Origin of the sequence: Streptomyces sp. AA4 (assembly GCF_000158875.1) — a bacterium.
Lineage (GTDB): Bacteria > Actinomycetota > Actinomycetes > Mycobacteriales > Pseudonocardiaceae > Amycolatopsis.
Map to the genome: position 1 here is coordinate 1 of NZ_GG657749.1, position 21,714 is coordinate 21,714.

Below are 21,714 nucleotides of genomic sequence, written 5' to 3' on the forward strand. Positions count from 1 at the left end.
AGCGCCGGCGTCCTGGCCCTCGCGCTCGGCGAGCCGACGTGCGAAACCCTCTTGGCCTGCGCGCCACTTCGGGTATTCGACGGCGCGGGCGTACGCGACCCGGGCGGCCACTCCGGCGGCCGCGATCGCGCCGGCGCCGACGACAACGGTTTTCCTGTCCATCCTGATCTCCTCCTGTTCCCGACCCGTCGGATCACGGGGTTCCGCCCTTGTCGGCGGCAGCACCAGCCTACGCGGCTTGACGCGTACGCGTCAAGTTATATTCGCTGGTCACTGCGCTGGAAAGGCGGGCTCGCCGATCCGCCGGGAATCGCGGCGCAGCGCCGGACCGGGTCGTACGGTGATCAGCGCGGCATCCGCCGCGGCCGGTGCGGAAGGGGGCGCGCGATGGGGTGGTCGACGGGCGACCGGGTCGAGCTGGTGCGCGCCGTCGGCGGCGTCCCGGCCGGCACCCGGGGCAAGGTCGCTTCGACGTCGTTCACCGGAGACTGCGACGTCGACTTCGAGTACGACGGCACCACTCGCGTCAACAATGTCTCCGCGGACCTGCTCGCCGAACCCGGCTCCGGAGCGTCCGGCAGCTCCGGATGCGCCGTGACCGCCTTCGCCGTCGTCGGCTCCGCCGCTGCGCTCGCGGCCGCGGCCGCCCGCGCGAAATGGGGAGCCTGACCGCCCGGCCCGACCCGAACCGGGTGTTACTGCGGCACCCCGTATTTCGCGACGTAGGCGGCGTAGTTCTCGGCGATGACCTGCCGTCCCTCGGCGGAGGAGAGCTGTTCGGCTCCGGTGAAGGCGGGCGCGGTGCCGCCGTCGACGAGAGTGCAGGGGATTTCCCCGACTCGGCGCTGCAGCTCGTCGACCACGCGCGGGGCGGACTCGACCAGCCAGCGGCCGTCGCGGCAGCCGAACCGGACGGTCCGGCCGATGCCGGTCTCGCGGATGCGGCCAGCAATCCATGCCGTCCCGAGGTCGGCCCTGCGCGGGTTTTCGTGCAGCAGCAGGTAGACCCGTTCTGTGTCGCCGCCGTAGCCGGGCAGTCCCGTGCACGGCTCGATCGGGCCGTCGTCGGAGCGAGCGGTCGCCTCGTACTGCCCGCACAGGTGGCACCGGAACAGGTCGGTGCGTGCTTCGTAGTCGAATTCGTGCCCGCCGAAGCCGTCGTCGGGCGGCCCGCTCGGGGCCGCGGCCGCGGTGTCGACCGCGCGCTTGGCGGTCGTGTAGTTGACCTGGTGTTCGGCCATGTACTTGCGGATTTCGGCGCGGTAGTCGCGCATGCTTCCGGTGCCCATCTGATCTCCTCCTGCGGGGAGCCCACGTCGCCCCGCGAAGGGTTGTCGGCAGATGTGCGCCTGGTCGCGGGATTCGTCGTTCGCGCTTGTGACTCGGTGGTCAGCTTGTCCTCGGACGCCAGGCGATCACGTGGGGATCGTCCGGCTCGGAGAAGGGCCCGCGCCGTGCCCGCAACGAATGTACCGCCCGGCCGCGGCCGGGCCTTCCCTCAGCGGCGGCCGCGGCGGGGGACGACCGGCTCGATGTCGAACAGGGTTCCTTGCACAGCAACAGGTTCCGCTGTCACCGGCCCGTCGATCCGCAGCAGCTCCGGCCAGTGCCGGACACTGCCGCCCGGGCGCGGCCACCAGAACAGGCCGTTGGGCTCGGACCGGGCCCACACGGTGCCGGACGCGCCGGTCACCGTGCGGACCTCGTCGTTCGACGGCTCGGGGTCGCCCTCCGCCCACTGCCTCGCAGCCATGCCTCGGCGCTCCCCCGGCGCTCAGTGCTGGCGGACGTCGCCGGGGCCGACGTGGATCCGGTCGCAGGTGAGCCCGACGCGGTCGCGGCCGGGAACGCCGTAGGCGTCCGCGCCCCACATCCGCACGTCGGGATCCTGCTCGACCAGAACACGCGCGACCAGCGGATTCTCCGCGACCACGAACGCCTGGCCGCCGATCTCCCACCGGCCCGGCGCGGTGCGGCGGCGGTAGCCGACCAGCCACACCCGGCGCGTGGCCGCCCAGTCGTCCAGCGCCTCGCGGTAGGCCTGGACGTCGTCGCCGAGCTCGGCGCGCAGCTGCTGCTGCGCCGCGGTGATCCCGTGCTCCCGGGCGAGGATCTCCAGCCGCCCGGCAGGCCCGGACGCGCCGCTGGTGTCGGTGATCGCAGTGCTCATCTCGGGTTCCTCCCTCGTTGTCCGAGGACTCCACCCTAACGAAATTGACGCGTACGCGTCAAGTCATTTTCGCTGGTCCGCCGCGTATCAGCGATGGTTCTGCAGCGGTCCGCGGCCGGATCGGACGTCGGCCGGCGCGGACCGGGCCCGGTCGTCCGCCGCTGTTCCAGCCGGTGCCCGCACGGTGGCGGCTGACGCGAGGCACGAGGCCAGGCTGACCGGGGCCAGCGTCTACTTCGCGGCGATGGCGGACTGCGTCATCGGCTGCATACGGACGGCTCGCCGTGAATCCCTGCGGACATGCGTAAGGCCAGGCTCCCGGTCGTGCCCCAGGTCACCTGGCCTCGCGAATCGCGCAAACCCCGCGCCGGAGAGCGCGCTACCGGATCCGGCCGGTGAACTCGTCGGCTTTGGCTCCGGCGATGAACGCCTCGATTTCGCGCTTGTTGAAGACGAGAACTGGCGAGCGGCTGCCGAGCTTGGAGTCGCGCACCCCGACCCACCCCGGGACGGCGTCGAAATGGAATTCGACGCATCCGTTGTCGCCACCGTTCGAGAAGCTCGACTTCTCCCAGCCGCTGGCGGTGTTCGCAAGCTTGACCCGTGCCTCGTCGGCGTCCATCACGTCAGTTCCTTCTTGGCCGTGCTGATCAATTCCAGGGTCCGGTCGGGGTCCTCGGCCTGTTCGGTTAGGCGCTGGAACACCCGGCGGTAGCGATCGACCTCATCGGGCCGTTCGTAGTAGAGCCCGCGCGGGAGAGTGTCGACGTAGGCGGTGCCAGGGTCGCCCTCGAACTCGTCCGGGTAGTCGAGGATCGCGAACGTCCCCTCGGCTCCGGCGTGCGCACCGGCTGCATGGACGAGGATCTGGACCGTGATTCCGGGCGATTCGGCCAGCTCCGCCAGCCGGTCGAGCTGCGGGATCATGACTTCGGCACCGCCGACGGCCCGGTCGAGCGCGTTCTGGTCGAGCACGCACCGGATCTCGGACGGGTGCTCGGACTCCTCGCGGAGCTTCTGCCGGGCCATCCGGAGATCCACCGCTTTGGTCATCTCCTCCTCGGCCTTCGCCGCGGCGGCAACGGGATCCTCGTCGTAGGCAGGCGGCAGGGCCCGAGCGCGATAGAGCGCCTCGGCGTAGGGCCGGGTCTGGAACGGCCCGGGAATCCACAGCGCGTCGTAACGGCTGATCCTGGCCGCCGCCGATTCCAAGCCCAGATACAAGGTGAACCACTCGGGCACAACGGTGTCGAACCCGTTGACCCACCAGTCTTTTCCGCGCTTGGCGGTCTTGACCAGCTCGCGGAAGAACGGAGTCCGCTCCGGCACTCCGTAGAGGTTGAGGAGCACTTCCAGGTCGGCCGGCGCGGGCAGGTTCCGCCCCGTCTCGATGTGGTGCACGACCGTCTTCGCCTTGCCGATCCGCTGCGCAGCCTCGGCCACGTCGACACCCGGCGGGCCGTCCTCCCTCGGCGCGGCCTCGCGGAGGCGGCGCATCTCGATAGCGATCCAGCGTTTGATCGCGAGAGGACTCAACGCGGGCACTGCAGCACCTCCTCCGGACTCCACGACGAACGGCGACAGCGGTTCACCCGGATAGGCCATGCCTAAAATGTAGACGTCCACAATGTGAGCGTCTACATTCAGATGTGGCTACCAACCGAACCAGTTACACGGTAGCCCCCGGCGGCGCAGCCAGTTGCTACGGGCGGGTTGCACCCGGAGGCGTGGGAACGCCACTCCGGATCGCGGCTCGCGCCACGCGACCGACGTTGTGTCGTCGGGCCTCACGCACTCGGCGAGCCCGACGTTCGGCTCTGCCGAGGTCAGCGGAGGATCCGCCCGGCTGACTCGACGTCTCCCCCCTCCTTCGGGTCCCGGGCGGGTTCTCCTTCCACCGCCCGGAGGCCGTGATGATCAGAACGCTGTGGGACATGGCCCCGCTGGTGATCGGTGCGCTCGTGACGGCCGGTTTTGCCGTGCACAGCCTCATTTCCGAAGCGCGGCGGGTGCTTCGCCGGGCGAGGGCGAGGTGACGACCGTGGCCGACGAGCGCATCGACTCGATGCCCATGGTCGACGGCGAGACGGGCGTCGAGCACCGGATCGCGCACACGAAGTTCGTCGAGCACCGCGCCGGCGGGATTTACCCGGCGCTGTGCGGGGAGACGGTACGGCCGGGCGTCGACGGCGAGACCGCGGTCTGTGCTGCCTGCGACGCCATCTGGCGCGGGGTGCCGCCGCAGCCGGCCATCCCCCGGCCGCGGCGGTCCCGACGCGGTCACGGCCGCCACCGCCGTGAGGACATGGCCGGTCCGTGGGTTCGGCTGGAGCGGGTATGACCGACGCGGCGCGAGCGCGCATCATCCTGCGCCAGTGCGAGCGGCTGGCGGCAGACCTGATCCTGCGGCGCGGCTGGTGGATCGCTCCGCAGCTCGACGAACACGGAGTGATCTCCGCGCTCGTGCACACCGCCGGGTCCTACACCACGGTGCTCACGCTGCCCGTCGACCGTTGGGAGTCGGACGTGCTCGGGCTGCGCGGCGGCCCGAGCGAGGGCAGCCTGCTGTGCGCCCCGATCGTCCAGTGGCACCACCGGATCCCGATGCTGCACGCCCTGCTCTGGGCCCGCTCCGCCGACGACCCCTCGAACGGCGCCTCGCTCGCCGACTGGCTGGACCGGCACGAATCCGATCCGGATTCCCCTTGACCCTCCGGCGCCCACCCCGGCCGCGGCCCCGGCAGCTCCTCCCCTGCTGCCGGGGCTGCGGTGTCTCCGATCCGCTGAACGGAAGGTGAGCCGATGATCGACGCCGAGCACTACCAGCGGGTGCTGGGAGACGAGCTGCGCAAGCTCCGGCGCGGCCGGGGATGGACGCGCAAAGAGCTCAACGCGCAGCTGCAGCGCGACATCTCGCTGCAAACCCTGGCGACGTACGAACTGGGCACCCGGCAGTGTTCCGTGATGCGCCTGGTGGAGCTGTGCGTCGCGATGGACGAACTGCCGCACGACCTGCTGGCGAAGGTGCACACCCGGGTGCTCACCGAGCAGCGCGCGGTACGGATCGACGTCGCGGCGCTGCTCAGCGCTCCGCACGACAGCTCGCTGGCCCCGCTCACACGGTGGGCGCGCGCCACGGGCCGAGCTGAGGTCGAGCTGCAGCCGGAGAACGTCGAGAAGCTCGCGCGGCTGTGCGAGATCTCCGCCGCGGAACTGCTGCGCCGTCTTCGCCGCTACACGACGAGACCGGCGGACGACGCCGGCGACGGCATCACCGCCGCACCGGGCTGATCGTCCGGAGTTGCCCGCTGGCGGACGAAACAGGAAACCCCTCGGTTTGCGGCCGTCCGGCCGTGAAGCTGGAAACAAGCCCCGGACGTCGGGAACCGTTGCGAGACAAGGAGAAGACCATGAACGACACCACGACCGGCACGACCGGCACGACAGTGGACCGGGTCCACCACGCGGCGAACGCGGTGGTGCTGGCCAAGGACGCGGACGGCGCGGTGTGCGTGCTGCTGGCCCAGCGCGACCGCGCACCGCACCTCGGCCTGTGGGGCCTGCCCGGCGGGGTGTGCCTCCCGGGGGACGCGCCCGCCCAGGTCGCGGTCCGCCGCCTCCGCGAGAAAACCGGCGTGCACCTCGACGCTGCGGACCTGATGCACGTCTCCTCCCGCGACGAAGGCCGCGACGACCAGGGCCGGTACGTGACCGTCAGCTATGTGGTGCTGCTGCCGGAGCCGGTGCCGGTCCTCGTGGGCGACGCGGTCCGGGACGTCCGTTGGCGGCGCGTCGTCGACGCCGTGGCCGAGCAGATGCCCTGGGACCACGCGGAGATCCTCATCGAGTCGCTGCGCGTCGCGGGCCTGGCGCTCGACGTCGGCTGACGCCGAGCCGGACTGCGGAGGCCGGGCGGCGTTGCACGCCGCCCGGCCTCCGTCGTGTCCAGGGTATGGCCAGGTCCGCACGGAGACCTGCTGCGGCCTGCGGTTTCCGTGCAAGAATGGAACGTATGTTCGAGCGAGGCGACGAGGGGCCGGATGCCCGGCAGGCCTTGCGGCGGGTCGGGATGCCGCGGCCGGTGTGGGTGCGGATGTCCACGATCGTCCCGGCCCCGGTGGGGTGGGGGCGGTCGGCGCCGCCGTGGATGCGCGCCGGCGGTGTCGACGCCGGCGCGATCGTCCGCGGCGAGCAACTGTCCTGGGTGGCCACGTCGACCGGGTGCTGGATGGCCGTCGTGCGGATGAGCGTTCCCTCGCAAAACCAGCGGCTGCGCGTGGACCTGGCCGGACACCTCCTTTCGCCCGAGGAGTTCATCCCGGCCGAGCCCGGCCAGAAAACCATGACGCACGCGGAATTCGACAAGACATTGCAACGTCGCGCGCTAGCGCGCCTCCGCAGCCGGTAGCGCACCGTCCAGGTCCGGCGACCGCTGTTGTGCACCCCGGTCGGCGAGATAGGCGTGGCAACCGAATACGCCAGAAAGGGGCCGCGGTGAGGCTTCGGTGCTGGTCAGGGTCCGGGCCGCTGGGGTTTGTCCATCTGGCGGCGGGTCGGGGTTGCTGGCAGGATTCGGCGATGCGCGAGCTGGAGGAGATCCGGGCCGAACAGGCGGTGCGAGCGGTTCTTCCGGCTTCGGTCGCTGATCGGATCGTGGCCGACAACCTGTTCGGTCGGCTCGCGTGGCAGCTGCACCTTGCCGCGCTGGATGGTGTCGATCCGGTGGATGCGTTGCGGGAGCTGGAGGACGACCTGATCTTGGTTGAAGACGAGCGCGAGCCAGCCGACTATCTCGCCAGGCTGCTGGTTCGCTGAGGTCGGCCCACGTCCACCGGGTCGGGTTCACTCCGGATCGTCGTCGCCGGAATGCGGGCCGCTTTCCGGCGGTAACTCGCTGGTCGGGCAGGATGTTGATCGCCTCGGGCACCAAGGTCCGGGGCGGTGGGTGTCCCCGACGGTCGCTGCATCGGCGAGCGCCGGGGACCTGCCCGCATTCCCGGTCAGTCGTCCTCGTCCTCGGGCGGGTTGAGCGAGAGGTCGCGCAGGCGGTCGAGTTCGGCCGGGTCCACCGCGGCGATCTCCGCGAGCCGCCGGGTCTCTTCGAGCGCTGTGCGGAGCCAGGCGAAGTCGTGGTCCTCGCTGTGGCTGTAGCCGGGCTCGCCGCCGCCCGCGGGTTCGGGCTCCCACTCGTAAATGTCCCCGGTGTCCAGGTCGATCAGGTCCGGGTGCGCCGCATCCACGTTCATGCCCGCCAGCGTGGCACCCGGTGCCGACAACGGCCCGGAAGACACTCAGGCGGGGCGGGGTGGGTCGACCAGCTCGATGCCGATCGCGACGACGCCGAGGGCTTCGCGTTCGGGCGGGTAGATCTGGCGGATGTTGGCCAGCTGCTCGGCGCGGGTGGCCAGCGGGTTGACCGAGGCGACGTCCTGGTGGTCGAACATCTCCTCGAAGCTGGTGTACCGGTTGACCGCGGTCACGCGGGTGAGGACGGCGTCGCCCTGGCAGCGGAACCGGATCAGCGACCCTTCCTTGATCTTGCGTCGGCTGGAGTCGTTGACCCGGATTTCGGTGGTCTTGCGGCCGGTGGCGATGAGGTCGAAGTAGCGCTTGTAGATGCCCATCTCGTGGGCGCGGACAACGGCTTCGGCGGGGCGTGCGGTCATGAGGCGGCCCAGTTCCTTGACGGTGAACGAGCGGAAGAAGTGCTTGGGGTCGGTGAGTAGTTCGCCGACCAGCCAGACCAGGGCGTCGACGTAGTCGTCGACCGTGCCGGGCCAGGCGGTGGTGTCGAGCATCCAGGGCTCGACGTCGGCGGGCAGGGCGTCCCGGCCGCGTTCGCGCAGCAGGGACTTGGACAGCTTCGCCCCGGTCGGGGCCAGCACCTGGGGCGTGAAGACACGGACGGGTAGTTGGCCGGCCGGGGTGCCGAGCGCGGCCAGGGCGCCGTCGACGAGCTGGCAGCCGAAGGTCCAGTCCCCGCCCTTCATCATCACGTGCAGGGTGCCGCCGTCGCGGCCCAGCGCGCGTTCCTTGACCAGGTTCCGGTACAGGGTCGCCAGGTCCAGGTAGGGCGCGTCGTCCTCGGGATCGATGTGCGCCTCGTAGGGGCCGTGGTCGAAGCAGACCGCGGTGAACGTCGCGCCGTCCTCGTCGAGGTGCGCGAGTTTGGTGCGGTCGGCGCGTTTCTCCGCCCATCCGCAGGTTGGGCACGGCACCCGGACGTGCACAATCCCGTGGCTGGGGGCCATCCACCAGCGGATGTCCTCCAGCCGTTCCAGGGTGCGCAGGAACTCCGCCCGGAAGCCAGGGCTGGCTTGCTGGTCGGTGTAGGTCTCCACCGCGAAGTCGGTGTCGGTGGCTTCGGACAGCGAGGCGAAGAACGCCTGGTAGTAGCGCTCGATCAGCTCGCTGATGCCGTCCTTGCCCAGCGCGTGGTAATAGGTCTGCTGGTAGGCGTGGTGGGTTTCGGGGTCGAGCACGACGTCGTGCGGGGCGTTGTCCAGCGCGCCGAACCGGACGACGGTGTCGATGGAGAACTCGCGGCGGGCGATCTTGGCCAGCAGGAACGCCGCGGTCTGCACCAGGTTCGTCCCGAGGTGCGGGGCGCCGTTGATCTGGGTGCCGACCACGAACTCGATCCGCGCGGGCCGCGCGGCGAGCACGCGGGGGCGCAGCAGGTCGATCGAGCGCAGCAGCGCGTTGGCCAGGACGCTGTTCGGCGAGATCAGCAAGGAGGACTTTCCGTTGCGGGACAAGGCGTTCACGCTCCTCGGCTCGGCTTGGGCAGGCGCAGGTTGGCGCAGATGAAGTCCAGCCGGGCGGCGGCGGAGTCGGGCTGGACGAACACCGGTTCGTAGCCGGCGTCGTAGTAGCCCTGCACGATCAGCTCGTGCACGCGGCGGATCTCGCGGTCCTTGGCCCAGACGATGTCGTCGGGGTCCTCGAAGGTGTCCAGCGGGTCCAGCACGAAGATCGCGTCGTAGCGGTAGGTGCGGGTGGCGTCCTCCAGTTCGGTGGTCGGCTTGAGTCCGAAGAACCCCTCCCAGCCGTAGCCGTCGGGGATGCCGCGGTTGTAGAAGCGGATGCCGTGGGTGTGGCTGGTGTACTCGGCGATGAACGCCTCCAGCACTTCCAGCGAGTACGCGCGCCGGTCCTCCTTGAGCAGGTGGCGGCCGAGCCGTTCGCGGTGCTTGCGGTAGATCTCCCGGCCGGGTTCCTCGGCCATGCACGGAATCCCGGCGGCGTGCACCGCCTCGATCAGGTCGTCCTTGCCGGAGCTCGGGCCGCCGGTGATGACGTAGCGGCGGGGATCGCCGGTCGCCGCGGCCTCCAGCGCGGCGGCCAGGGCGGGGTTGGTGCTGGTCACGACAACTGTCCGTTCTTCTCTGGGGATGGGGTGCGGGCCATGAAGCCCTCGGTCCAGGCGTTGCCCAGCCCGGTCTCGCCGTGCAGGGAGTGCACGAACTGCTCGCGGCTGGCGCCGCCGCCGGCGGCCTCGGCCAGCCGCGAGGCTTGCGCCTCGGTCAGCGGCGGGGTCCAGCCGGCCAGCGCGACCAGCTCGTCGACGTCCAGGTCGGGGGCGAACGCGGTGGTGTAGCCGATCGCCTCGGCGCGGGCCACCGCCCACCGCCAGGCGGCGGTCACCGCGGTGTGGAGAACGTCGATCCGGTCCGCGCGCAGGCTGATCAGCCGCTCGACGGCCAGCAGCTCGGCGCGGGCGGCGTAGATCGCCGACCACAGCCGGGACAGCTGTTCCTCGTGCTCGGCGACCTCCCACGCGAACGGGTCCGGCTGCACCGGCTGCCGTTCGGTGACCGGCGCCAACCTGGGCGCGATCATCGGGGAGCGGGTGAACCGGTCGGCGTCGGCCAGCAGCTCCCACGCCACCTTTTCGATCAGCCGGGGTTCGACCCGCTTGCGGAAGTGGTGCACCTCGTGCCCGGCCTGCTCGGCCGCGAGGTCGCGGCGGACGGTGAGGTTCTGGCCGGGCTCGGCCGGCGGCAGCCCGAACAGCGCCCGCGCCGCCGGGGCGTAGCGGGTGTCCGGGAACCGGGCCAGCAGGCCGCGCAGCGTGCCGTCCAATGCCGCGGTGCGGCTGGCCTCGTCGGCGGGGTCGACCGCCCTGGCGACGATCCCGCGCAGATCGAGCAGCACCGGGTCCGCGGTCGCCGGGGTGACCGGCAGCCCACGGCGCAACAGTCGCCCGATCGCGGCGACCACCTCGTCCTCTACTGGGCTTTTTGTGGGCATGGTGTCGAGTCAAGCACGATGCCCACAAAAAGCCCAGTCCTGCGGACCGGCAAACCTCCCCGACTCGTTCTCACAAACGAACGTTTCGCCCCTTGCCCATCCTGGTTCCCCCCTTCCCCTTGCTCGTGATTGCTGCCGAGAGAGGCGCAGCGCTCCCCTCGGAAGCATCAGCCTAGCTGACTTGACGCGTACGCGTCAAACTATGAGGGCTGGTCAACCGGGTATTCAGCAGGGCCGGACGCGCGCAGAAAGGCCGGCTGCGGCGGTCAGCGGCGTTTGCCTGGGCCTTCGTCGCCGGCGGCGGCCGCGAGCTGGGCGCGCAGTTCGGCGAGCTGGGCGTCGTAGGCGGCGCGGACGTCCTCGGCGGCGGCCGTGCGGGCGTGGCGTGCGCGTTCTTCGGCGGCGTTGAGCTCCCGCTCGTGCGCGTCGCGTTCGGCCTGCAGCTGCGCCGTGGCCCCGGCGAGCTCTTCCCGGGCCTGCGCGGCGGCGCGTTCGGCGGCCTTGACCTCCTCGCGGCGCCGGTTCTCGTCTTCCTCGGCTTTGGTCCGCAGCGCGGTCAGCTCGCGCTGCAGCTCCTCGCGGGCGGTCTTGGCGTCGTCGCGGGCCTGCTCGGCGCGGGCGACGTCGGATTCGGCGGCGCGGACCTGCCGGTCCCGGTCCTTGCGTGCCTCGTCCGCGGCTTCGCGGGCTTCCCGGACCTGCGCGTCGGCGGCGGCCTGGTGCGCGGCGACCCGGCGCTCGGCGTCGGCTTCCGCGGCCGCGACCTGCGCCTCGGCGCGTTCGGCGGCTTCCCGGACTTGCCGCTCGGCATCGGCCTTGGCCTGCTCCATGGCCTCGACGGCGGCGCGTTCGGCGGCTTCGGCGTTCTCGACGCGGCCCTGGTCGAGCTCGGCCTGCGCGGCGGCGCCGGCTTCGACCTGCTCGACCCGTGCGGCCAGTTCCCGCGCGGCGGTCAGGGCTTCCTCTTCGTTGGCCCGCGCGCGTTCGGCGGCCACGACGGCTTCCCGGGCCCGCTGCTCGGCCGCGCGGCGGCGGTCGGCCTCGGCGCTGATCCGCTTGTCGGCGTCGGCGGCGATCGACTCGACCTCGGCCTGGCGGGCTTCGTCGTCGCCGATCCGCCCGACGGCGGCCGTCAGCTGCTCCAGGTGACGCGAGAGCACGGCCTGCTGGTCGGCGATGATCTGCCCGACACGCTCCACGATGACCGGCACCGACTCCCGCGCCAGGGCCACCGGCCGCTCGAACCCCGCCTCCGCGGGCGCCGCCGAGGCGGCCAGCGCCGACCGCGGCCCGTCCCCCGCCTGCAGCTGGTCTTTCAGCCGCAGCGACCGCTGCGCGGTGTGCGCGGGCTTGCCCTCCGCGTCGAGCACGACGTCGCAGTACACCGGCGCGGCCCCGCCCCTCGCGCCCTCCCGCCGCGGCCGCGGCGGCTCGAAACAGCCGGGATAGCCGCAGAACCGCGCCCGCAGCTGCTTGTATCCGCGCATCCACTCGTGCAGCGCGTACAGGTCGCCCTGCTGCGCCTCGAGCCCCGCCGACGCCTCGGCGGCCGCCTCCGGGGTGAAGGCCCCCACCTCGGCGGCCGCCGCGATCGCGGCGCGCACCGCGTCCCGAGCCTCCGCAACGCCCTCGACCAGCGGACTCCCCTGCTCTGCCCGGCCCGCGCCGTCATCGTCGGTCATGCCTCCACTATATCATAACTTACATGACTTGCATTACACACATAGATTGTGTTAGGAATGTAAGGAATGAAATACAACTCAAATGCTCGGCGGCGCGGATAGGGCGGCGGATTCTCAGCCGAAGTGGCGGAGGAGGATCGATGCGACCGCGCCGCCGGTCGCATCGACGAGCACCATCCGACCGAAAGGAACGTCGCCCATGAACGCGGCGAACATCAACGTCATCACGGTGGGCCAGAACGAGGTCGCCATGCCCGCGGCGGCAACAGTTGAGCAGCGAAGGTTCGTCCGGGGCTGGCTGAGCAGGCTCGACTCGGACGACAACAGCGCGGACATTGTCGTCGAGAAGTACGGCACGGACAGGGAAATCCGCTTGTCGTTCCTTGCCGGGGACGGTCAGCGTCAGCAGATGGTCATCGCCCCGGAAGGCGACGGCAGCTACGCCGAGGGGTCCTATCTCGGCGACTTCGAGGGCCGCTCCTGACCCGGAAATCCGCCCGCTGAAGCGCCGATTCGCCTTGTGCTGGAAGGAGGAATCCCGGACATGACCATCCGCGAGCAGCACACGCACCCGCTGCTGATCGACCTGGACACCGGCGACGAGTACGAGTGGATCACCGAACCCGCCGGCGGCGGGGAGCCCGGCTACGCCCACGTCGAGGACCACGACTGGGCCTGGCCGCGCGAGGCGATCGAGAACGGCTACCGGATCGCCGAAGTCGACGACCTCGCCCCGGAACAGGTCGCCGCGTTGCGGGCCCGCTATCTCGCCGGGGACGCCGACGAGGACCAGGAACGAGGATGCCGGTGATCAGCGAGCACGAAGCCCACGAGCCCTACCTGTCCACGGTCGCCCTCGCGCTGCGGGCCGCCGGGATCGGAGTGGACAGTTGGTGCGTCACCGCCGACGATCACGGCGTCGACCTGGCCAGCCACAAAGTCCCTACTTTGCGGCTCGGGTCAGTTTCGGGAGCCTTGAGCCTTGCAAGCGCACCGCGTCTACGTCCTCCGGCTGGAGGGGCAGGACGGGGTCCAGTGATGGCGAACGACTACCTGCCACGGCCGTCCTCGGGGTGGGTGCCGGGCGAGGAGTGGCAGCGCCGCACGTCCGCCGGGCGGGCCGCCGAGCGGCGAAACCCGGAACTGGCCCGGCGGATGCTCGCCGGGCAACGACGTGCACTGAGCGTCCGCAGGCCGTACGCCAACCTCATCATCACCGGGGGCACAAGACTGTCGAAAACCGCACCTGGGCGACCGAACACCGCGCCGAAATCGGTTGTTCACGCTGGCCAGACCTGGGAGTCAGCCGGAGCTGTGCTCGCCGCCGAACTCGGGATCACCGGCTTCGCCACTTCGAAGGAATGCCCTGGCGGCTACCCCGCCGCCGGGTGCTGCGCACCGTGGGGCGAACAGGGCGACGGTGTCTTCCACTGGGTGCTCGCCGACCCGCGACCATTCGCTACGCCGATCCCTGGGCGGGGGACGGCTGGGCCTGTACTGGACCCCTGCGGACCTGCTCACCGGGGAGGTCCAGTGACCACCGGCCTGCGGCCGCCGTTCGTCTACTACGGCGGCAAGAGCAAACTCGCCGAGCGGATCGCGGCGCTGTTGCCCGAGCACACCCACTAGGGGTGCCACCCCCGATACGGTGACTTTGTCGGAAACCGGGGCGGACGGCGGAACGAGCGGATACTTTTTTTCGCCATGGCCAAAACTGCTCGAACCATGAAGCGTGCGGGCGCACTCGCCGCGGCAGCCGTCGCGACCGCGCTCGTCTTCCCCGCCCAGGCCCAAGCCGCTGCCGTCGCCTGCGGCGGCGGGGTCTCGACACAGAACATCGGCGCCCAGGGCTGCATTTCCGCCGAGCGCTGGAAGGACGGGAAGATCTTCATGCGCGACATCACCGCGCACACCTTGATCACCAACTCCCGAGCCCATGCCTCGTGGGTCGAGTACGAGGCCTACCTCCACGTGCAGGGAGACGGCGACGACTGGATGAAGATGGGTAACGGCCGGACTCTCGTGCAGCGGCGTTCCACTGTCGGCCCGATCGCCATCGCCACTTCCACCCGCGTCTGCGGCCCGGTCAAGATCACGATCCGCGTGCATGTGAGGCCTGCGGGAGGCGCCTGGTCGAACTGGTCCAGCGCGGCGACCTCGCAGTGCGGGACCTGACGCGCCAGACCGCGGCGGCAGACCACCGCCGGTTAAAGAGGGAGCCGCGCCTGGCCCGGACGGTCTTCTCCACGGCGCGCCTGTCCCGAACAGGCAACGCACCTGACCAGTCGCGTGGCAGGTTTCTCCGGTATCCCGGCGGTGCCCCAACGTCTCGCCCGCAACGAGCTGGTCGAGGCAGCCGAGGACGATGAAGCCGGGTTCGGGCGGCTGCTGGAGCCGGAGAGCTGTCTCGTGATCACGGATAATCGCGAGCATGATCGGACCCCAGCACTACACCGAAGCCGAGAACCTGCTGGTCATGGCCAAGGAACAGGCCGCGGCGGGCGACACGGCCGCGGCTGACTTATTCCTGCGCCAGGCCGACGTGCACGCCAAGCTGGCCCTGGCGGCCGCGGCGGGCGTCAGCGGTTACGAGTCGATGGGCGGCCCTGATTCCTCGGCCTGGAAGAAGGTGGCCGGAGTCCAGATCTAGAGCGTCCCGCGGGTTCGCTGCGGGTGTCCTGGACCGCCGCAGCAGCTCCGGCGGTCGCCTCGTTGGCCTCTTGACCAGGGAACTTCCCGCCCGATGGCCAGCGCCGCCGGCTTCTTTCGTGATCGATACGCTGCCGCGCATGGCCTCCGACCTTCCGGCTCTCGCCGCCGAGCCCGACGTGACCACGACGCTCTACGACCTCGGCGACGGCGAGGTGCGGATCGAGGTGGAGTTCGCCGACGGAACCGCCGTGGCGGTCGTGGGCCAGGAGGAGGACGCCATGCGGGAAGCGTTCGTGTTCGTCGAGATCGGCATGGACGTCGCCGAGTGCGTCCTCGGCAGGCCGCTGCCCGATACGGTGCCGAGCATGGCTTCCGACCTCGCGATCGCCGAAGCGACCGAGGCCGCTGCTCAGCGGCTCGGCCTCGCCCCGGGCGAGGTCGTGGACGGCGTCGTGCGCCGGATCAAGGCCGCGCACGAACTGGACCACCTGCCCCCAGCCGCCATCGCGCAGGCCCTCGGCGACACCTTCGACGCTGGCTCGCCGTTCCGGCAGCTGCCGTTCATCGAATACGTCATTTCGCAGCTTCCCCAGCCCTGACCAGGGCCAGCACGTCTGAACGGCGTGGGCTGCCCCACATGCTCATCGGCGGCCGCGGCGGTCTCGTCGCGGCCGGTACCCGGTGCCGGTCCGCTCCGGGCCGCGCGCCGCTTCGGCCGCGACCGCGCGATCGCGCAGCTCCTGCTGGAGCGGCGACAGCCGCGGCCGCCGCTCCAGCTGCTTCGCCTGGAAGTGCGAGGCGACCGCGGCGACGGCGCGATCGCGAGCGGTCGGCTGCCCGGCGGGCCGGTCGAGGCGGATCCGGTCGGTCAGCGCGGCGGCGGCCTGGCCGGGCGTGGGCTGCCAGTAGCGGCCTGCCTGGGCGCGGGCGTCGGCGAGCAGCCGGGCGCCGATCCGGCCGTAGGCGGTCCGGTCGGCCTCGGCCCGCTGCTCGGTCTCGGCGATCGCCGAGTCGACGTTGAACCGGCGGATCTCGCGTCGCAGGGTCGGGTCGGTCATGGGTTTGACCAGCCCTTTTGCGGTGTGGGTGGTCCAGATCGAGAGTCGGGACCGCACCCACCCCGCCGGGTGTATAACGGCGTACACGGCGTGGGATCGTGCGGTGCTCGCGCCGCTCCACCCGACCGGGCGGGCCCGGAGGGCGTGGAGCAGACCGTCGTTGCACCAGCCTGCCCGCCACCAGGACCGGCACTCGCTGCGGATGGCCTTCGCGCTCAGCCGGGCCAGCGTCGTGTGCTGTCGGCGCAGCTCAGCGGCCGCGGCGAGCATCTCAGCCCGCGTGGTCGGGACCGTCCGCGCCCAAAGCCGCGGCTTGCTCTCGTCAAAGCCCGGGCCGCGAAGCGGCTCGATCTCGTTTTTCCCGCCGGCGAAACCGCCGCCGAGCCTGTGGAAAATTTTCTTCGTGCGCGTCCGTAGGTAACCAACCTCTAAACGCAACTCCACCGGGTCCAAGGACCCGGTGGGGGTCCAGTTTTTCTGCCCAAGCTGTTTGACCTGGGCGATCGCTGCTTTCAGCTGGGCGAGGGTGGTGGTGTATTCGCGCTGCAGGGCGGGCTTGGCGGCCTCGTCGGCATAGGCGGGGACGCGCATCCCGTACACCGCGGCGCGGTTGCCTTCGATGCGCGAGCCCATGGGCCTGGTCGCCGGTGTCGAGCCGGGCTCGACGCGGTCGATCCAGCCGAGGATCCACAGCTGGCGCAGCCAGCTGGCCAGCGTGGCGCGAGCCCAGCCGGTCGCGTCCATCAGCCGGTCCCAGGTCGGCCAGGTCTCCCCCGACTCCCAGCCGGCCCACCGGCACAGCTCGCTGACCAGCGAATCCACCTTGCCGCGAGCGTCGCGGCGCAACTCGCCGCGCCACGGCTGAGCGTCCAGAATCGGCCGCCACTCGTCCGGACCGACCGACCGCACCTCCAGCGCCGCACGCGGCGCCGGACCGATCTCCGCAGCGTCGGCCTTCCCGCCGAACTGGCCCCAGCACTGCCCGCACAGCGTGCACGCCGAGGGCCAGACGAACCGCAGCGGCAGGTTCTTCCGGAGCTTCGCTTCCGGGTTTCCGCAGGTGAAGCACGGATTCTTCCGTGCCCTGGATACGTGTGTGGCCTGGGCCTCATCCCCCGTCCGCGTGTCGCGGACGAGCAAAGGGGTACCAGGCCGAGTGTCGTTTGGTATGGTGACCTCAGCTTGGTAAGGCACGACAAAGCCCGGGGATCCCCCTCCAAGAGAATTCCGGCGTCGTGAAAACTGAATATTTAAATTGGCGACGAACGCTCTGACGGGATGGCAGTCCTGACCAGGGCGTTTTCGCTGTTTAGGCGGCGGGGATCGCCTCCTGCTCGTCGTAGGGCACGCCCGTCATCTCGGACGCGAGTCGACCGATGAAGTCCTGGACCGTCATGCCCCGGCCGCGGACCTCTTTTTGAAACGCGTCCGCCAGTGCCGGCGGCATCCGCACCTTCACTTGTTTCGGCTTCTCGTCCCAGCGCGGGGCGGGGCCTGGCTTCTTGCGCTCCATGCCCCGGTTTCTATCGTCTTTGGTACCCGAGATGGCGCAGGCGCGCCGGTGTGTCATCGGATTCGATCATCCACTTTCGAGTGATCATGAGCAGCATTGTCCGGTTGCATGCTGCAAATTGTCTCAATGGAGCTGGCCCACAGACTCACAAAAGGTCTGCGGACCAGAGATTCGAGGGTCCGCAGGGTGTCCTTATGCCGCCCGCGGACCCGCGGCCTACCGGAGCAAGATCTCCCGGCAGCTGAACAAGGGCCGAGTCGCTGCACACGCTCAAGCGGGACCTGCTTTACGCCCATGAAGGAGCCTAGTGTCGGGGGTGACGCGGTAGCCGGTGCCCGTCGGCTCGTTGCGCACGCGGTAGTCGTGGTCGAAGAGCTGGATGTGGATGGCGCCGACCCGGTCCAGCAGGCGCATGAGGCTGTGGCCGGTCGGGTTGGAGTGCCTGGCTGCGGCGTGGACGGCGTTGCGCAGCTCGTCGCGCTGCAGGCGCAAGCCGGACTGTGCGGCCGTGGCCAGTGCTTCCATGCCCCCAGACGACGTACTCGGCTTCGGCTTCGATGTGCACCTCGGCCATCACAGTCGCCAGGACACGGTGGTCGTCGTAGGCGCACGGGCAGTCGACCCGGTGTCCGCGGCTGACCCCGTCGGTGGCGCAGCCGGGGGGCAGTGCTCGGCAGGGCAGCCGGTGTCGTGCTGGGTGATCGGCACCTGTACCGGGACCTCGCCGCGTGCTCGCCGGTCGGACACGGCGAACCGTCGCGGCCGCACGTCGCGTGGTGCACCGTGCCGCCGGAAGTCGCGTAGATGCTCATCTCCTACATTCTCCCTGTTTAAAAGTGGCTTGCCACTTTAGTTAGCAGCTGAAATTGTAAGTGGCAAGCCACTTGTGAAAGAATCGGTGTATGGGAAGCCAGCACGCGGACCCGGCCCTGACCGTGCGACCGCCTGCCGAGGTGAAGGACCGTGCCGACGCGGTCCTGAAGGAGCGCGGCCTGCCGATGCGTGGGTTCGTGGTGGCGTGCCTGGCGGCGCTCGCCGACGACCCCGACGCGCTTCTAACCCACCTGGCGAAGCACTGGCCAGCCGAAAAGCCGCGGGGCCGACCACGAGCCGCTCACCCCCGCCGGTGAGCAGGCGCTTCAGACCGACGTCGTTGGGGTCGACGAAGGCCCGATGGGCGATGAGCGGTGAAGTTCAGGTCAGGTCGGTGCGGTGGAGTTCGGCGGCGCTGGGCAGGAATGCTGCGAGGATGCCGGCGTCGATCAGATTGGTGCGTTGCTTCTCGAACTCATGCGACGGTGAGCGGGAGGTCGCTGTCCGGCGGGCGGCGCAAGAAACGCTCGCCTCACCCGATCTCTCCAGGCAGAAGGGATTGCCCGAGCGAGAGGTGAGGCGGCCGATGGGGACGAGCGGATACGTGTGCGCCCGGTGCGGGCTGGCGGTCTACCGGTTCGGCCGGCGCGGCACGAGATTCTGGAAGCACGCTGCGGGCGGACGCTCGACGCCGTCCTGCGGGCAGCCGCCGGAACCAATGCCGCGAGCCGAGCACGAGCGCCAGAGCCGCCTGCAAGCCCGGGTCAACGCGGTCCTCGCAGCCAGCCCCGACCAGCCGCTCAGCGACTAGCGAACCCGCAGGCCAGCCAAATCCGCCCCGAGTTTTCCCGAGCACTACGGGGACCCCCCTACTACGAGAAGTTCACCCGCAGGCCGTGACCAGCCATCGCTGCCGGTCCGTCGCCGGTCGGCCAGGAGGACCGGCGACGGACCGGCCGAGGCGATCGCCGGGGAAGAGGACGCGGGAACACACTTCCGGACGCGCTTTTACTGGCATTCGCACCGTTGCCCACCGGGGTTTCTCCGCACTTGGCCACGTAAGGGCCGTTCTTGTCGGGTGGCTCGCCGCAGTCAGGCAGGCAGCCGTACAGACTCAAGCTGGGGTGAATACCGGGTATTCACCCCAGCGACCCTCCGCTCGGCCGCTCCCCCGCCAGCTCAGGTAACGGAAGCGGAAACCGCGCGCGCCAGCAGCGACAGGGCCCGTGGCGACCTGGGATAGTGACTGCGCTCCGCAGTACCAATTGACAGACGGGAAGCACACGGAGATGAGCAGTACGAAGGTTTACGTCGTCGTCAATCAGAAAGGCGGCGTCGGCAAGACGACCATCGCGGCCAACTTGGCCGCGGTCACCGCGGAAGTGCATCCGCCGGACGTTCCTCCGGAGGTCGCCGCTGCCTTGAAGGAACTCGATCCGGAAGATCCTGACTCAGAGGCTGAGCTGGAACTCCTCATGGAGAAGGTCACGGCCCACGTTCTGGCGGTTTCGACCGACCCTCAGCAGTCGCTCGTGGAATGGCTCGAGAAGGTTGAACGAGCCTACTGGAAACAGAAGAAGCCGCTTCCCCTTGACTACTCGCAGGAAGACGAGAACCCGCGTGTCCTGGCGAGTTTGAAGACAGCCGACGTGTACCGACGCATCTTCGTCGACAGTCCGGGCTGGCTCCCGAGCGAGCACGCCCGCCAAAAGGACGAGCCGACGGAGAAGCTGATCGTCCGCGCGTCCCTGGAGTCGGCTGATCTCGCGATCCTCCCGCTGGAACCGGAAGATCTTGCCTTCAACCCGACCAAGCGGACAATCGAAGAGGTCGTCGAGCCGCTCAAGATTCCCTTCGTGGTGGTCCTCACGAACTGGGATCCCCGGGACGGCGACGGCGACCTGGCAGACACTCGGGATCGGGCCAAGGCCGAGGGGTGGCCCCTGGCGAACACTGTGGTCCGCAGGTACAAGCTGCACACGTCCGCGCCCGCGGCGGGGCGCTTGTGCACGGACTACCCGAAGAACCGTGTGGCCGTCGAAGCGCGATCGGACTTCCTGAAGCTCGGCATGGAGCTCGCTCTGAACGGTGGGAACTGATCGTGGCCCGCGTCAAACTCGGGACCACCGAGGACCACAAGCTCACCACGACTGCGGCCAGCGACCGCCTCATCGCGATTCCGCGGGAGCAGTTGCAGCCGAACCCGGAGAACCCTCGCTCTTCGGATGCGGAGATCGAGGAGACCGCTGCGACTCTCCGGAACCATGGCCAGCTCCAGAACCTCAATGTCATGTCACGCAGGGCGTTTCTGGACCAGAAGCCGCATCTCGCCGACCAGGTCACCACCGCCAGGTATGTGGTGATCAACGGCTGCCGCCGCCTCGAGGCAGCACCGTTGGCTGATCTGCCCGCGCTCAAGTGCGCGATCCACGACGACTGGACCGAGAACCAGATCGACGAGGCGATGATCAGCGAGAACGAGCATCGCAAGCAGCTCAACCCTCTGCTTCTCGGCCGACACCTCAAGAGAATGGTGCCCCGCTACGGGTCCGAACGTGCGCTCGCCAAGGCACTGGGAAAGCAACCGGCTTGGGTAAATCATCGAGTCGGGCTGACAAGGCTCCATCCTGACCTGCAGAAGGAGGTCGAGGAGGACCGCATCACGTTCAAGCTGGCCCGCGAGTGCCCACGGCTGCATGAAAAGCTTCAGCCGCTACTCGCGGTCGGCGACCTGCCGATCGAGGTGGCACGCCGATGGCTCATCGATCTTCGGCTCAAACCCGACGAGCAGTGGCAGCGTTGGATGGCCGGCCCCCCGGGCTTCGGCGAGGCTCGCTCAGAACCCCCCAGTCCAAGTGATAGCGTCAAGGACTCGCAGAGCGGTGCCGAAGCCCCAGAGGGCGACGACTCGCCGCAGAAGACATCGCGAGCCAAACCTGCCATCACCATCCGGATCATGGAACGCTCGCCCGCCCAGCTTGCGACTGCGCTGCTCGACCAGCTCACAGCCGACGAAGTCGACGAGCTGGTCACTGCGCTCCGCAGCTCGACCTGAATCGTTGACTGGACAGGCAGGCCGCCGAGCGAGGCTGAGCAGGTGTGGTGAATACCCGGTATTCACCACACCTCGCTACATTGCGCGGAGCGCGCTCTGCCCGAGCGCTGCGGGTGCGTTGAGGTGGGCGCGATCCTTGCTCTGACCATGCGCGGGCACCGTGACCAGCTAATGACACTGTTGCAGCCGCGTCAGCAGATGCATTAAAATCAAGTTGATTTAAATCTGCTTGAAAGGGGCCCCGGTGGGCGACCCGGAGATCCGCGACGCGTCGGCTCGGTGGCCGGCGGAGGACGGCGAGAGCAGCTGGGACCGGCTCACGCGGCTGCGGCGGTGGCGTGACGAGCTGGAGAGCGTGATCCAGGCGGAGATGCCGGCTGCGGCCAAAGACGCGCGGCGGCACGGCGTGGGAGCCGCCGAGCTCGCACGGGCGTGGGGCGTGTCGGTGGCCCGGATCTCCCAGGTTGCTCCGGTGCGCACGAAGCGGGCGAAATAGGAAAGCGGCCCCGGAGGTGCTG

General features: G+C 69.8%; 29 protein-coding genes. 16 read left to right on the forward strand and 13 right to left on the reverse strand.

Annotation, left to right across the window (positions count from 1 at the left end; genetic code table 11):
• Positions 1-387 precede the first annotated feature (387 nt).
• The gene (locus SSMG_RS41780) at positions 388-669 is read left to right on the forward strand and encodes a hypothetical protein (protein ID WP_009086555.1); all 282 of its coding nucleotides are present in this window, start codon (positions 388-390) and stop codon (positions 667-669) included.
• 26 nt (positions 670-695) lie between these two features.
• Here the strand turns inward: SSMG_RS41780 and SSMG_RS41785 are convergent, their stop codons facing one another.
• From SSMG_RS41785 to SSMG_RS41805, 5 genes are all read right to left on the reverse strand, one after another.
• Positions 696-1,289, reverse strand: coding sequence for a hypothetical protein (locus SSMG_RS41785; RefSeq protein ID WP_009086558.1), 594 nt, complete (start codon positions 1,287-1,289; stop codon positions 696-698).
• Between the two features lie 209 nt (positions 1,290-1,498).
• Positions 1,499-1,753 (reverse strand): hypothetical protein, encoded by a 255-nt coding sequence (locus SSMG_RS41790; RefSeq protein WP_009086560.1) that lies wholly within the window; start codon positions 1,751-1,753, stop codon positions 1,499-1,501.
• Positions 1,754-1,774: 21 nt separating this feature from the next.
• Positions 1,775-2,170: a hypothetical protein gene (locus tag SSMG_RS41795; protein WP_009086562.1), complete on the reverse strand. Its 396-nt coding sequence runs from the start codon at positions 2,168-2,170 to the stop codon at positions 1,775-1,777.
• 379 nt (positions 2,171-2,549) lie between these two features.
• The gene (locus SSMG_RS41800; protein WP_037719507.1) at positions 2,550-2,792 is read right to left on the reverse strand and encodes a DUF397 domain-containing protein; all 243 of its coding nucleotides are present in this window, start codon (positions 2,790-2,792) and stop codon (positions 2,550-2,552) included.
• Positions 2,792-3,775 (reverse strand): helix-turn-helix transcriptional regulator, encoded by a 984-nt coding sequence (locus SSMG_RS41805; RefSeq protein ID WP_078561308.1) that lies wholly within the window; start codon positions 3,773-3,775, stop codon positions 2,792-2,794. Before SSMG_RS41805 ends, SSMG_RS41800 begins: the two co-directional genes overlap by 1 nt.
• Before the next feature lie 308 nt (positions 3,776-4,083).
• Here SSMG_RS41805 and SSMG_RS47505 point away from each other — a divergent pair, with 308 nt between their 5' ends.
• From SSMG_RS47505 to SSMG_RS41835, 7 genes are all read left to right on the forward strand, one after another.
• A complete protein-coding gene (locus tag SSMG_RS47505) occupies positions 4,084-4,206 on the forward strand; it encodes a hypothetical protein (protein ID WP_255409900.1) in 123 nt (40 codons plus the stop codon).
• A gap of 5 nt (positions 4,207-4,211) precedes the next feature.
• On the forward strand, positions 4,212-4,511 hold the full coding sequence (locus SSMG_RS41810) for a hypothetical protein (protein ID WP_158688177.1): 300 nt from the start codon (positions 4,212-4,214) through the stop codon (positions 4,509-4,511).
• Complete coding sequence (locus SSMG_RS41815) at positions 4,508-4,879, forward strand: hypothetical protein (RefSeq protein WP_037719513.1); 372 nt, start codon at positions 4,508-4,510, stop codon at positions 4,877-4,879. The genes SSMG_RS41810 and SSMG_RS41815 overlap by 4 nt, the downstream gene beginning before the upstream one ends.
• 93 nt (positions 4,880-4,972) lie before the next feature.
• The gene (locus SSMG_RS41820) at positions 4,973-5,461 is read left to right on the forward strand and encodes a helix-turn-helix domain-containing protein (RefSeq protein WP_009086572.1); all 489 of its coding nucleotides are present in this window, start codon (positions 4,973-4,975) and stop codon (positions 5,459-5,461) included.
• 119 nt (positions 5,462-5,580) lie between these two features.
• A complete protein-coding gene (locus SSMG_RS41825) occupies positions 5,581-6,057 on the forward strand; it encodes an NUDIX domain-containing protein (protein ID WP_050788577.1) in 477 nt (158 codons plus the stop codon).
• A 125-nt stretch (positions 6,058-6,182) separates the two neighbouring features.
• Positions 6,183-6,578: a hypothetical protein gene (locus tag SSMG_RS41830; protein WP_037719516.1), complete on the forward strand. Its 396-nt coding sequence runs from the start codon at positions 6,183-6,185 to the stop codon at positions 6,576-6,578.
• Between the two features lie 170 nt (positions 6,579-6,748).
• A complete protein-coding gene (locus SSMG_RS41835; RefSeq protein ID WP_009086577.1) occupies positions 6,749-6,985 on the forward strand; it encodes a hypothetical protein in 237 nt (78 codons plus the stop codon).
• 185 nt (positions 6,986-7,170) lie between these two features.
• On the opposite strand, the gene SSMG_RS41840 is transcribed toward SSMG_RS41835, so the two are convergent.
• The 5 genes from SSMG_RS41840 to SSMG_RS42895 form a co-directional block, all read right to left on the reverse strand.
• A complete protein-coding gene (locus SSMG_RS41840; protein ID WP_037719517.1) occupies positions 7,171-7,416 on the reverse strand; it encodes a hypothetical protein in 246 nt (81 codons plus the stop codon).
• A 45-nt stretch (positions 7,417-7,461) separates the two neighbouring features.
• On the reverse strand, positions 7,462-8,937 hold the full coding sequence (locus tag SSMG_RS45140; protein WP_353611842.1) for an ASCH domain-containing protein: 1,476 nt from the start codon (positions 8,935-8,937) through the stop codon (positions 7,462-7,464).
• Complete coding sequence (locus SSMG_RS45890; protein WP_050788578.1) at positions 8,934-9,539, reverse strand: AAA family ATPase; 606 nt, start codon at positions 9,537-9,539, stop codon at positions 8,934-8,936. Before SSMG_RS45890 ends, SSMG_RS45140 begins: the two co-directional genes overlap by 4 nt.
• Positions 9,536-10,423, reverse strand: coding sequence for a hypothetical protein (locus SSMG_RS45895; protein ID WP_158688178.1), 888 nt, complete (start codon positions 10,421-10,423; stop codon positions 9,536-9,538). The genes SSMG_RS45890 and SSMG_RS45895 overlap by 4 nt, the downstream gene beginning before the upstream one ends.
• Before the next feature lie 266 nt (positions 10,424-10,689).
• The gene (locus SSMG_RS42895; RefSeq protein ID WP_009086592.1) at positions 10,690-12,105 is read right to left on the reverse strand and encodes a hypothetical protein; all 1,416 of its coding nucleotides are present in this window, start codon (positions 12,103-12,105) and stop codon (positions 10,690-10,692) included.
• A 199-nt stretch (positions 12,106-12,304) separates the two neighbouring features.
• Here SSMG_RS42895 and SSMG_RS41870 point away from each other — a divergent pair, with 199 nt between their 5' ends.
• The 5 genes from SSMG_RS41870 to SSMG_RS41890 all read left to right on the forward strand — a co-directional run bounded on the left by SSMG_RS41870 (position 12,305) and on the right by SSMG_RS41890 (position 15,356).
• Entirely contained in the window at positions 12,305-12,589 is a 285-nt protein-coding gene (locus SSMG_RS41870; protein ID WP_009086594.1) for a hypothetical protein, read from the forward strand.
• Positions 12,590-12,649: 60 nt separating this feature from the next.
• The gene (locus tag SSMG_RS41875; RefSeq protein WP_037719527.1) at positions 12,650-12,916 is read left to right on the forward strand and encodes a hypothetical protein; all 267 of its coding nucleotides are present in this window, start codon (positions 12,650-12,652) and stop codon (positions 12,914-12,916) included.
• 893 nt (positions 12,917-13,809) lie between these two features.
• Positions 13,810-14,280 (forward strand): hypothetical protein, encoded by a 471-nt coding sequence (locus tag SSMG_RS41880; RefSeq protein WP_234392926.1) that lies wholly within the window; start codon positions 13,810-13,812, stop codon positions 14,278-14,280.
• Between the two features lie 256 nt (positions 14,281-14,536).
• Entirely contained in the window at positions 14,537-14,755 is a 219-nt protein-coding gene (locus SSMG_RS41885) for a hypothetical protein (RefSeq protein WP_009086604.1), read from the forward strand.
• A gap of 139 nt (positions 14,756-14,894) precedes the next feature.
• Entirely contained in the window at positions 14,895-15,356 is a 462-nt protein-coding gene (locus SSMG_RS41890; protein WP_037719530.1) for a hypothetical protein, read from the forward strand.
• Positions 15,357-15,398: 42 nt separating this feature from the next.
• On the opposite strand, the gene SSMG_RS41895 is transcribed toward SSMG_RS41890, so the two are convergent.
• From SSMG_RS41895 to SSMG_RS41905, 3 genes are all read right to left on the reverse strand, one after another.
• Positions 15,399-16,724 carry a hypothetical protein gene (locus tag SSMG_RS41895; RefSeq protein WP_158688179.1) on the reverse strand — a complete coding sequence of 442 codons (1,326 nt, stop codon included), beginning with the start codon at positions 16,722-16,724 and terminating at the stop codon, positions 15,399-15,401.
• 400 nt (positions 16,725-17,124) lie between these two features.
• The gene (locus tag SSMG_RS41900; protein ID WP_037719535.1) at positions 17,125-17,328 is read right to left on the reverse strand and encodes a hypothetical protein; all 204 of its coding nucleotides are present in this window, start codon (positions 17,326-17,328) and stop codon (positions 17,125-17,127) included.
• A 270-nt stretch (positions 17,329-17,598) separates the two neighbouring features.
• Entirely contained in the window at positions 17,599-17,853 is a 255-nt protein-coding gene (locus SSMG_RS41905) for a hypothetical protein (protein ID WP_009086610.1), read from the reverse strand.
• A gap of 1,577 nt (positions 17,854-19,430) precedes the next feature.
• Between SSMG_RS41905 and SSMG_RS41920 the strand changes: the two genes are divergently transcribed.
• From SSMG_RS41920 to SSMG_RS41930, 3 genes are all read left to right on the forward strand, one after another.
• Positions 19,431-20,240: a ParA family protein gene (locus SSMG_RS41920; protein ID WP_009086617.1), complete on the forward strand. Its 810-nt coding sequence runs from the start codon at positions 19,431-19,433 to the stop codon at positions 20,238-20,240.
• Between the two features lie 2 nt (positions 20,241-20,242).
• On the forward strand, positions 20,243-21,196 hold the full coding sequence (locus tag SSMG_RS41925) for a ParB N-terminal domain-containing protein (protein ID WP_009086618.1): 954 nt from the start codon (positions 20,243-20,245) through the stop codon (positions 21,194-21,196).
• Between the two features lie 244 nt (positions 21,197-21,440).
• Positions 21,441-21,692: a hypothetical protein gene (locus SSMG_RS41930; protein ID WP_037719536.1), complete on the forward strand. Its 252-nt coding sequence runs from the start codon at positions 21,441-21,443 to the stop codon at positions 21,690-21,692.
• The last annotated feature ends 22 nt before the right edge of the window (positions 21,693-21,714 follow it).

What these genes read in the sequence shown, in the direction of transcription:
- SSMG_RS41780 (WP_009086555.1), top strand. Translation starts at nt 388, where the DNA reads ATGGGGTGGTCGACGGGCGACCGGGTCGAGCTGGTGCGCGCCGTCGGC.
- SSMG_RS41785 (WP_009086558.1), bottom strand. Translation starts at nt 1,289, where the DNA reads ATGGGCACCGGAAGCATGCGCGACTACCGCGCCGAAATCCGCAAGTAC.
- SSMG_RS41790 (WP_009086560.1), bottom strand. Translation starts at nt 1,753, where the DNA reads ATGGCTGCGAGGCAGTGGGCGGAGGGCGACCCCGAGCCGTCGAACGAC.
- SSMG_RS41795 (WP_009086562.1), bottom strand. Translation starts at nt 2,170, where the DNA reads ATGAGCACTGCGATCACCGACACCAGCGGCGCGTCCGGGCCTGCCGGG.
- SSMG_RS41800 (WP_037719507.1), bottom strand. Translation starts at nt 2,792, where the DNA reads ATGGACGCCGACGAGGCACGGGTCAAGCTTGCGAACACCGCCAGCGGC.
- SSMG_RS41805 (WP_078561308.1), bottom strand. Translation starts at nt 3,775, where the DNA reads ATGGCCTATCCGGGTGAACCGCTGTCGCCGTTCGTCGTGGAGTCCGGA.
- SSMG_RS47505 (WP_255409900.1), top strand. Translation starts at nt 4,084, where the DNA reads ATGATCAGAACGCTGTGGGACATGGCCCCGCTGGTGATCGGTGCGCTC.
- SSMG_RS41815 (WP_037719513.1), top strand. Translation starts at nt 4,508, where the DNA reads ATGACCGACGCGGCGCGAGCGCGCATCATCCTGCGCCAGTGCGAGCGG.
- SSMG_RS41820 (WP_009086572.1), top strand. Translation starts at nt 4,973, where the DNA reads ATGATCGACGCCGAGCACTACCAGCGGGTGCTGGGAGACGAGCTGCGC.
- SSMG_RS41825 (WP_050788577.1), top strand. Translation starts at nt 5,581, where the DNA reads ATGAACGACACCACGACCGGCACGACCGGCACGACAGTGGACCGGGTC.
- SSMG_RS41830 (WP_037719516.1), top strand. Translation starts at nt 6,183, where the DNA reads ATGTTCGAGCGAGGCGACGAGGGGCCGGATGCCCGGCAGGCCTTGCGG.
- SSMG_RS41835 (WP_009086577.1), top strand. Translation starts at nt 6,749, where the DNA reads ATGCGCGAGCTGGAGGAGATCCGGGCCGAACAGGCGGTGCGAGCGGTT.
- SSMG_RS41840 (WP_037719517.1), bottom strand. Translation starts at nt 7,416, where the DNA reads ATGAACGTGGATGCGGCGCACCCGGACCTGATCGACCTGGACACCGGG.
- SSMG_RS45895 (WP_158688178.1), bottom strand. Translation starts at nt 10,423, where the DNA reads ATGCCCACAAAAAGCCCAGTAGAGGACGAGGTGGTCGCCGCGATCGGG.
- SSMG_RS42895 (WP_009086592.1), bottom strand. Translation starts at nt 12,105, where the DNA reads ATGACCGACGATGACGGCGCGGGCCGGGCAGAGCAGGGGAGTCCGCTG.
- SSMG_RS41870 (WP_009086594.1), top strand. Translation starts at nt 12,305, where the DNA reads ATGAACGCGGCGAACATCAACGTCATCACGGTGGGCCAGAACGAGGTC.
- SSMG_RS41875 (WP_037719527.1), top strand. Translation starts at nt 12,650, where the DNA reads ATGACCATCCGCGAGCAGCACACGCACCCGCTGCTGATCGACCTGGAC.
- SSMG_RS41880 (WP_234392926.1), top strand. Translation starts at nt 13,810, where the DNA reads ATGGCCAAAACTGCTCGAACCATGAAGCGTGCGGGCGCACTCGCCGCG.
- SSMG_RS41885 (WP_009086604.1), top strand. Translation starts at nt 14,537, where the DNA reads ATGATCGGACCCCAGCACTACACCGAAGCCGAGAACCTGCTGGTCATG.
- SSMG_RS41890 (WP_037719530.1), top strand. Translation starts at nt 14,895, where the DNA reads ATGGCCTCCGACCTTCCGGCTCTCGCCGCCGAGCCCGACGTGACCACG.
- SSMG_RS41900 (WP_037719535.1), bottom strand. Translation starts at nt 17,328, where the DNA reads ATGGAGCGCAAGAAGCCAGGCCCCGCCCCGCGCTGGGACGAGAAGCCG.
- SSMG_RS41905 (WP_009086610.1), bottom strand. Translation starts at nt 17,853, where the DNA reads ATGGAAGCACTGGCCACGGCCGCACAGTCCGGCTTGCGCCTGCAGCGC.
- SSMG_RS41920 (WP_009086617.1), top strand. Translation starts at nt 19,431, where the DNA reads ATGAGCAGTACGAAGGTTTACGTCGTCGTCAATCAGAAAGGCGGCGTC.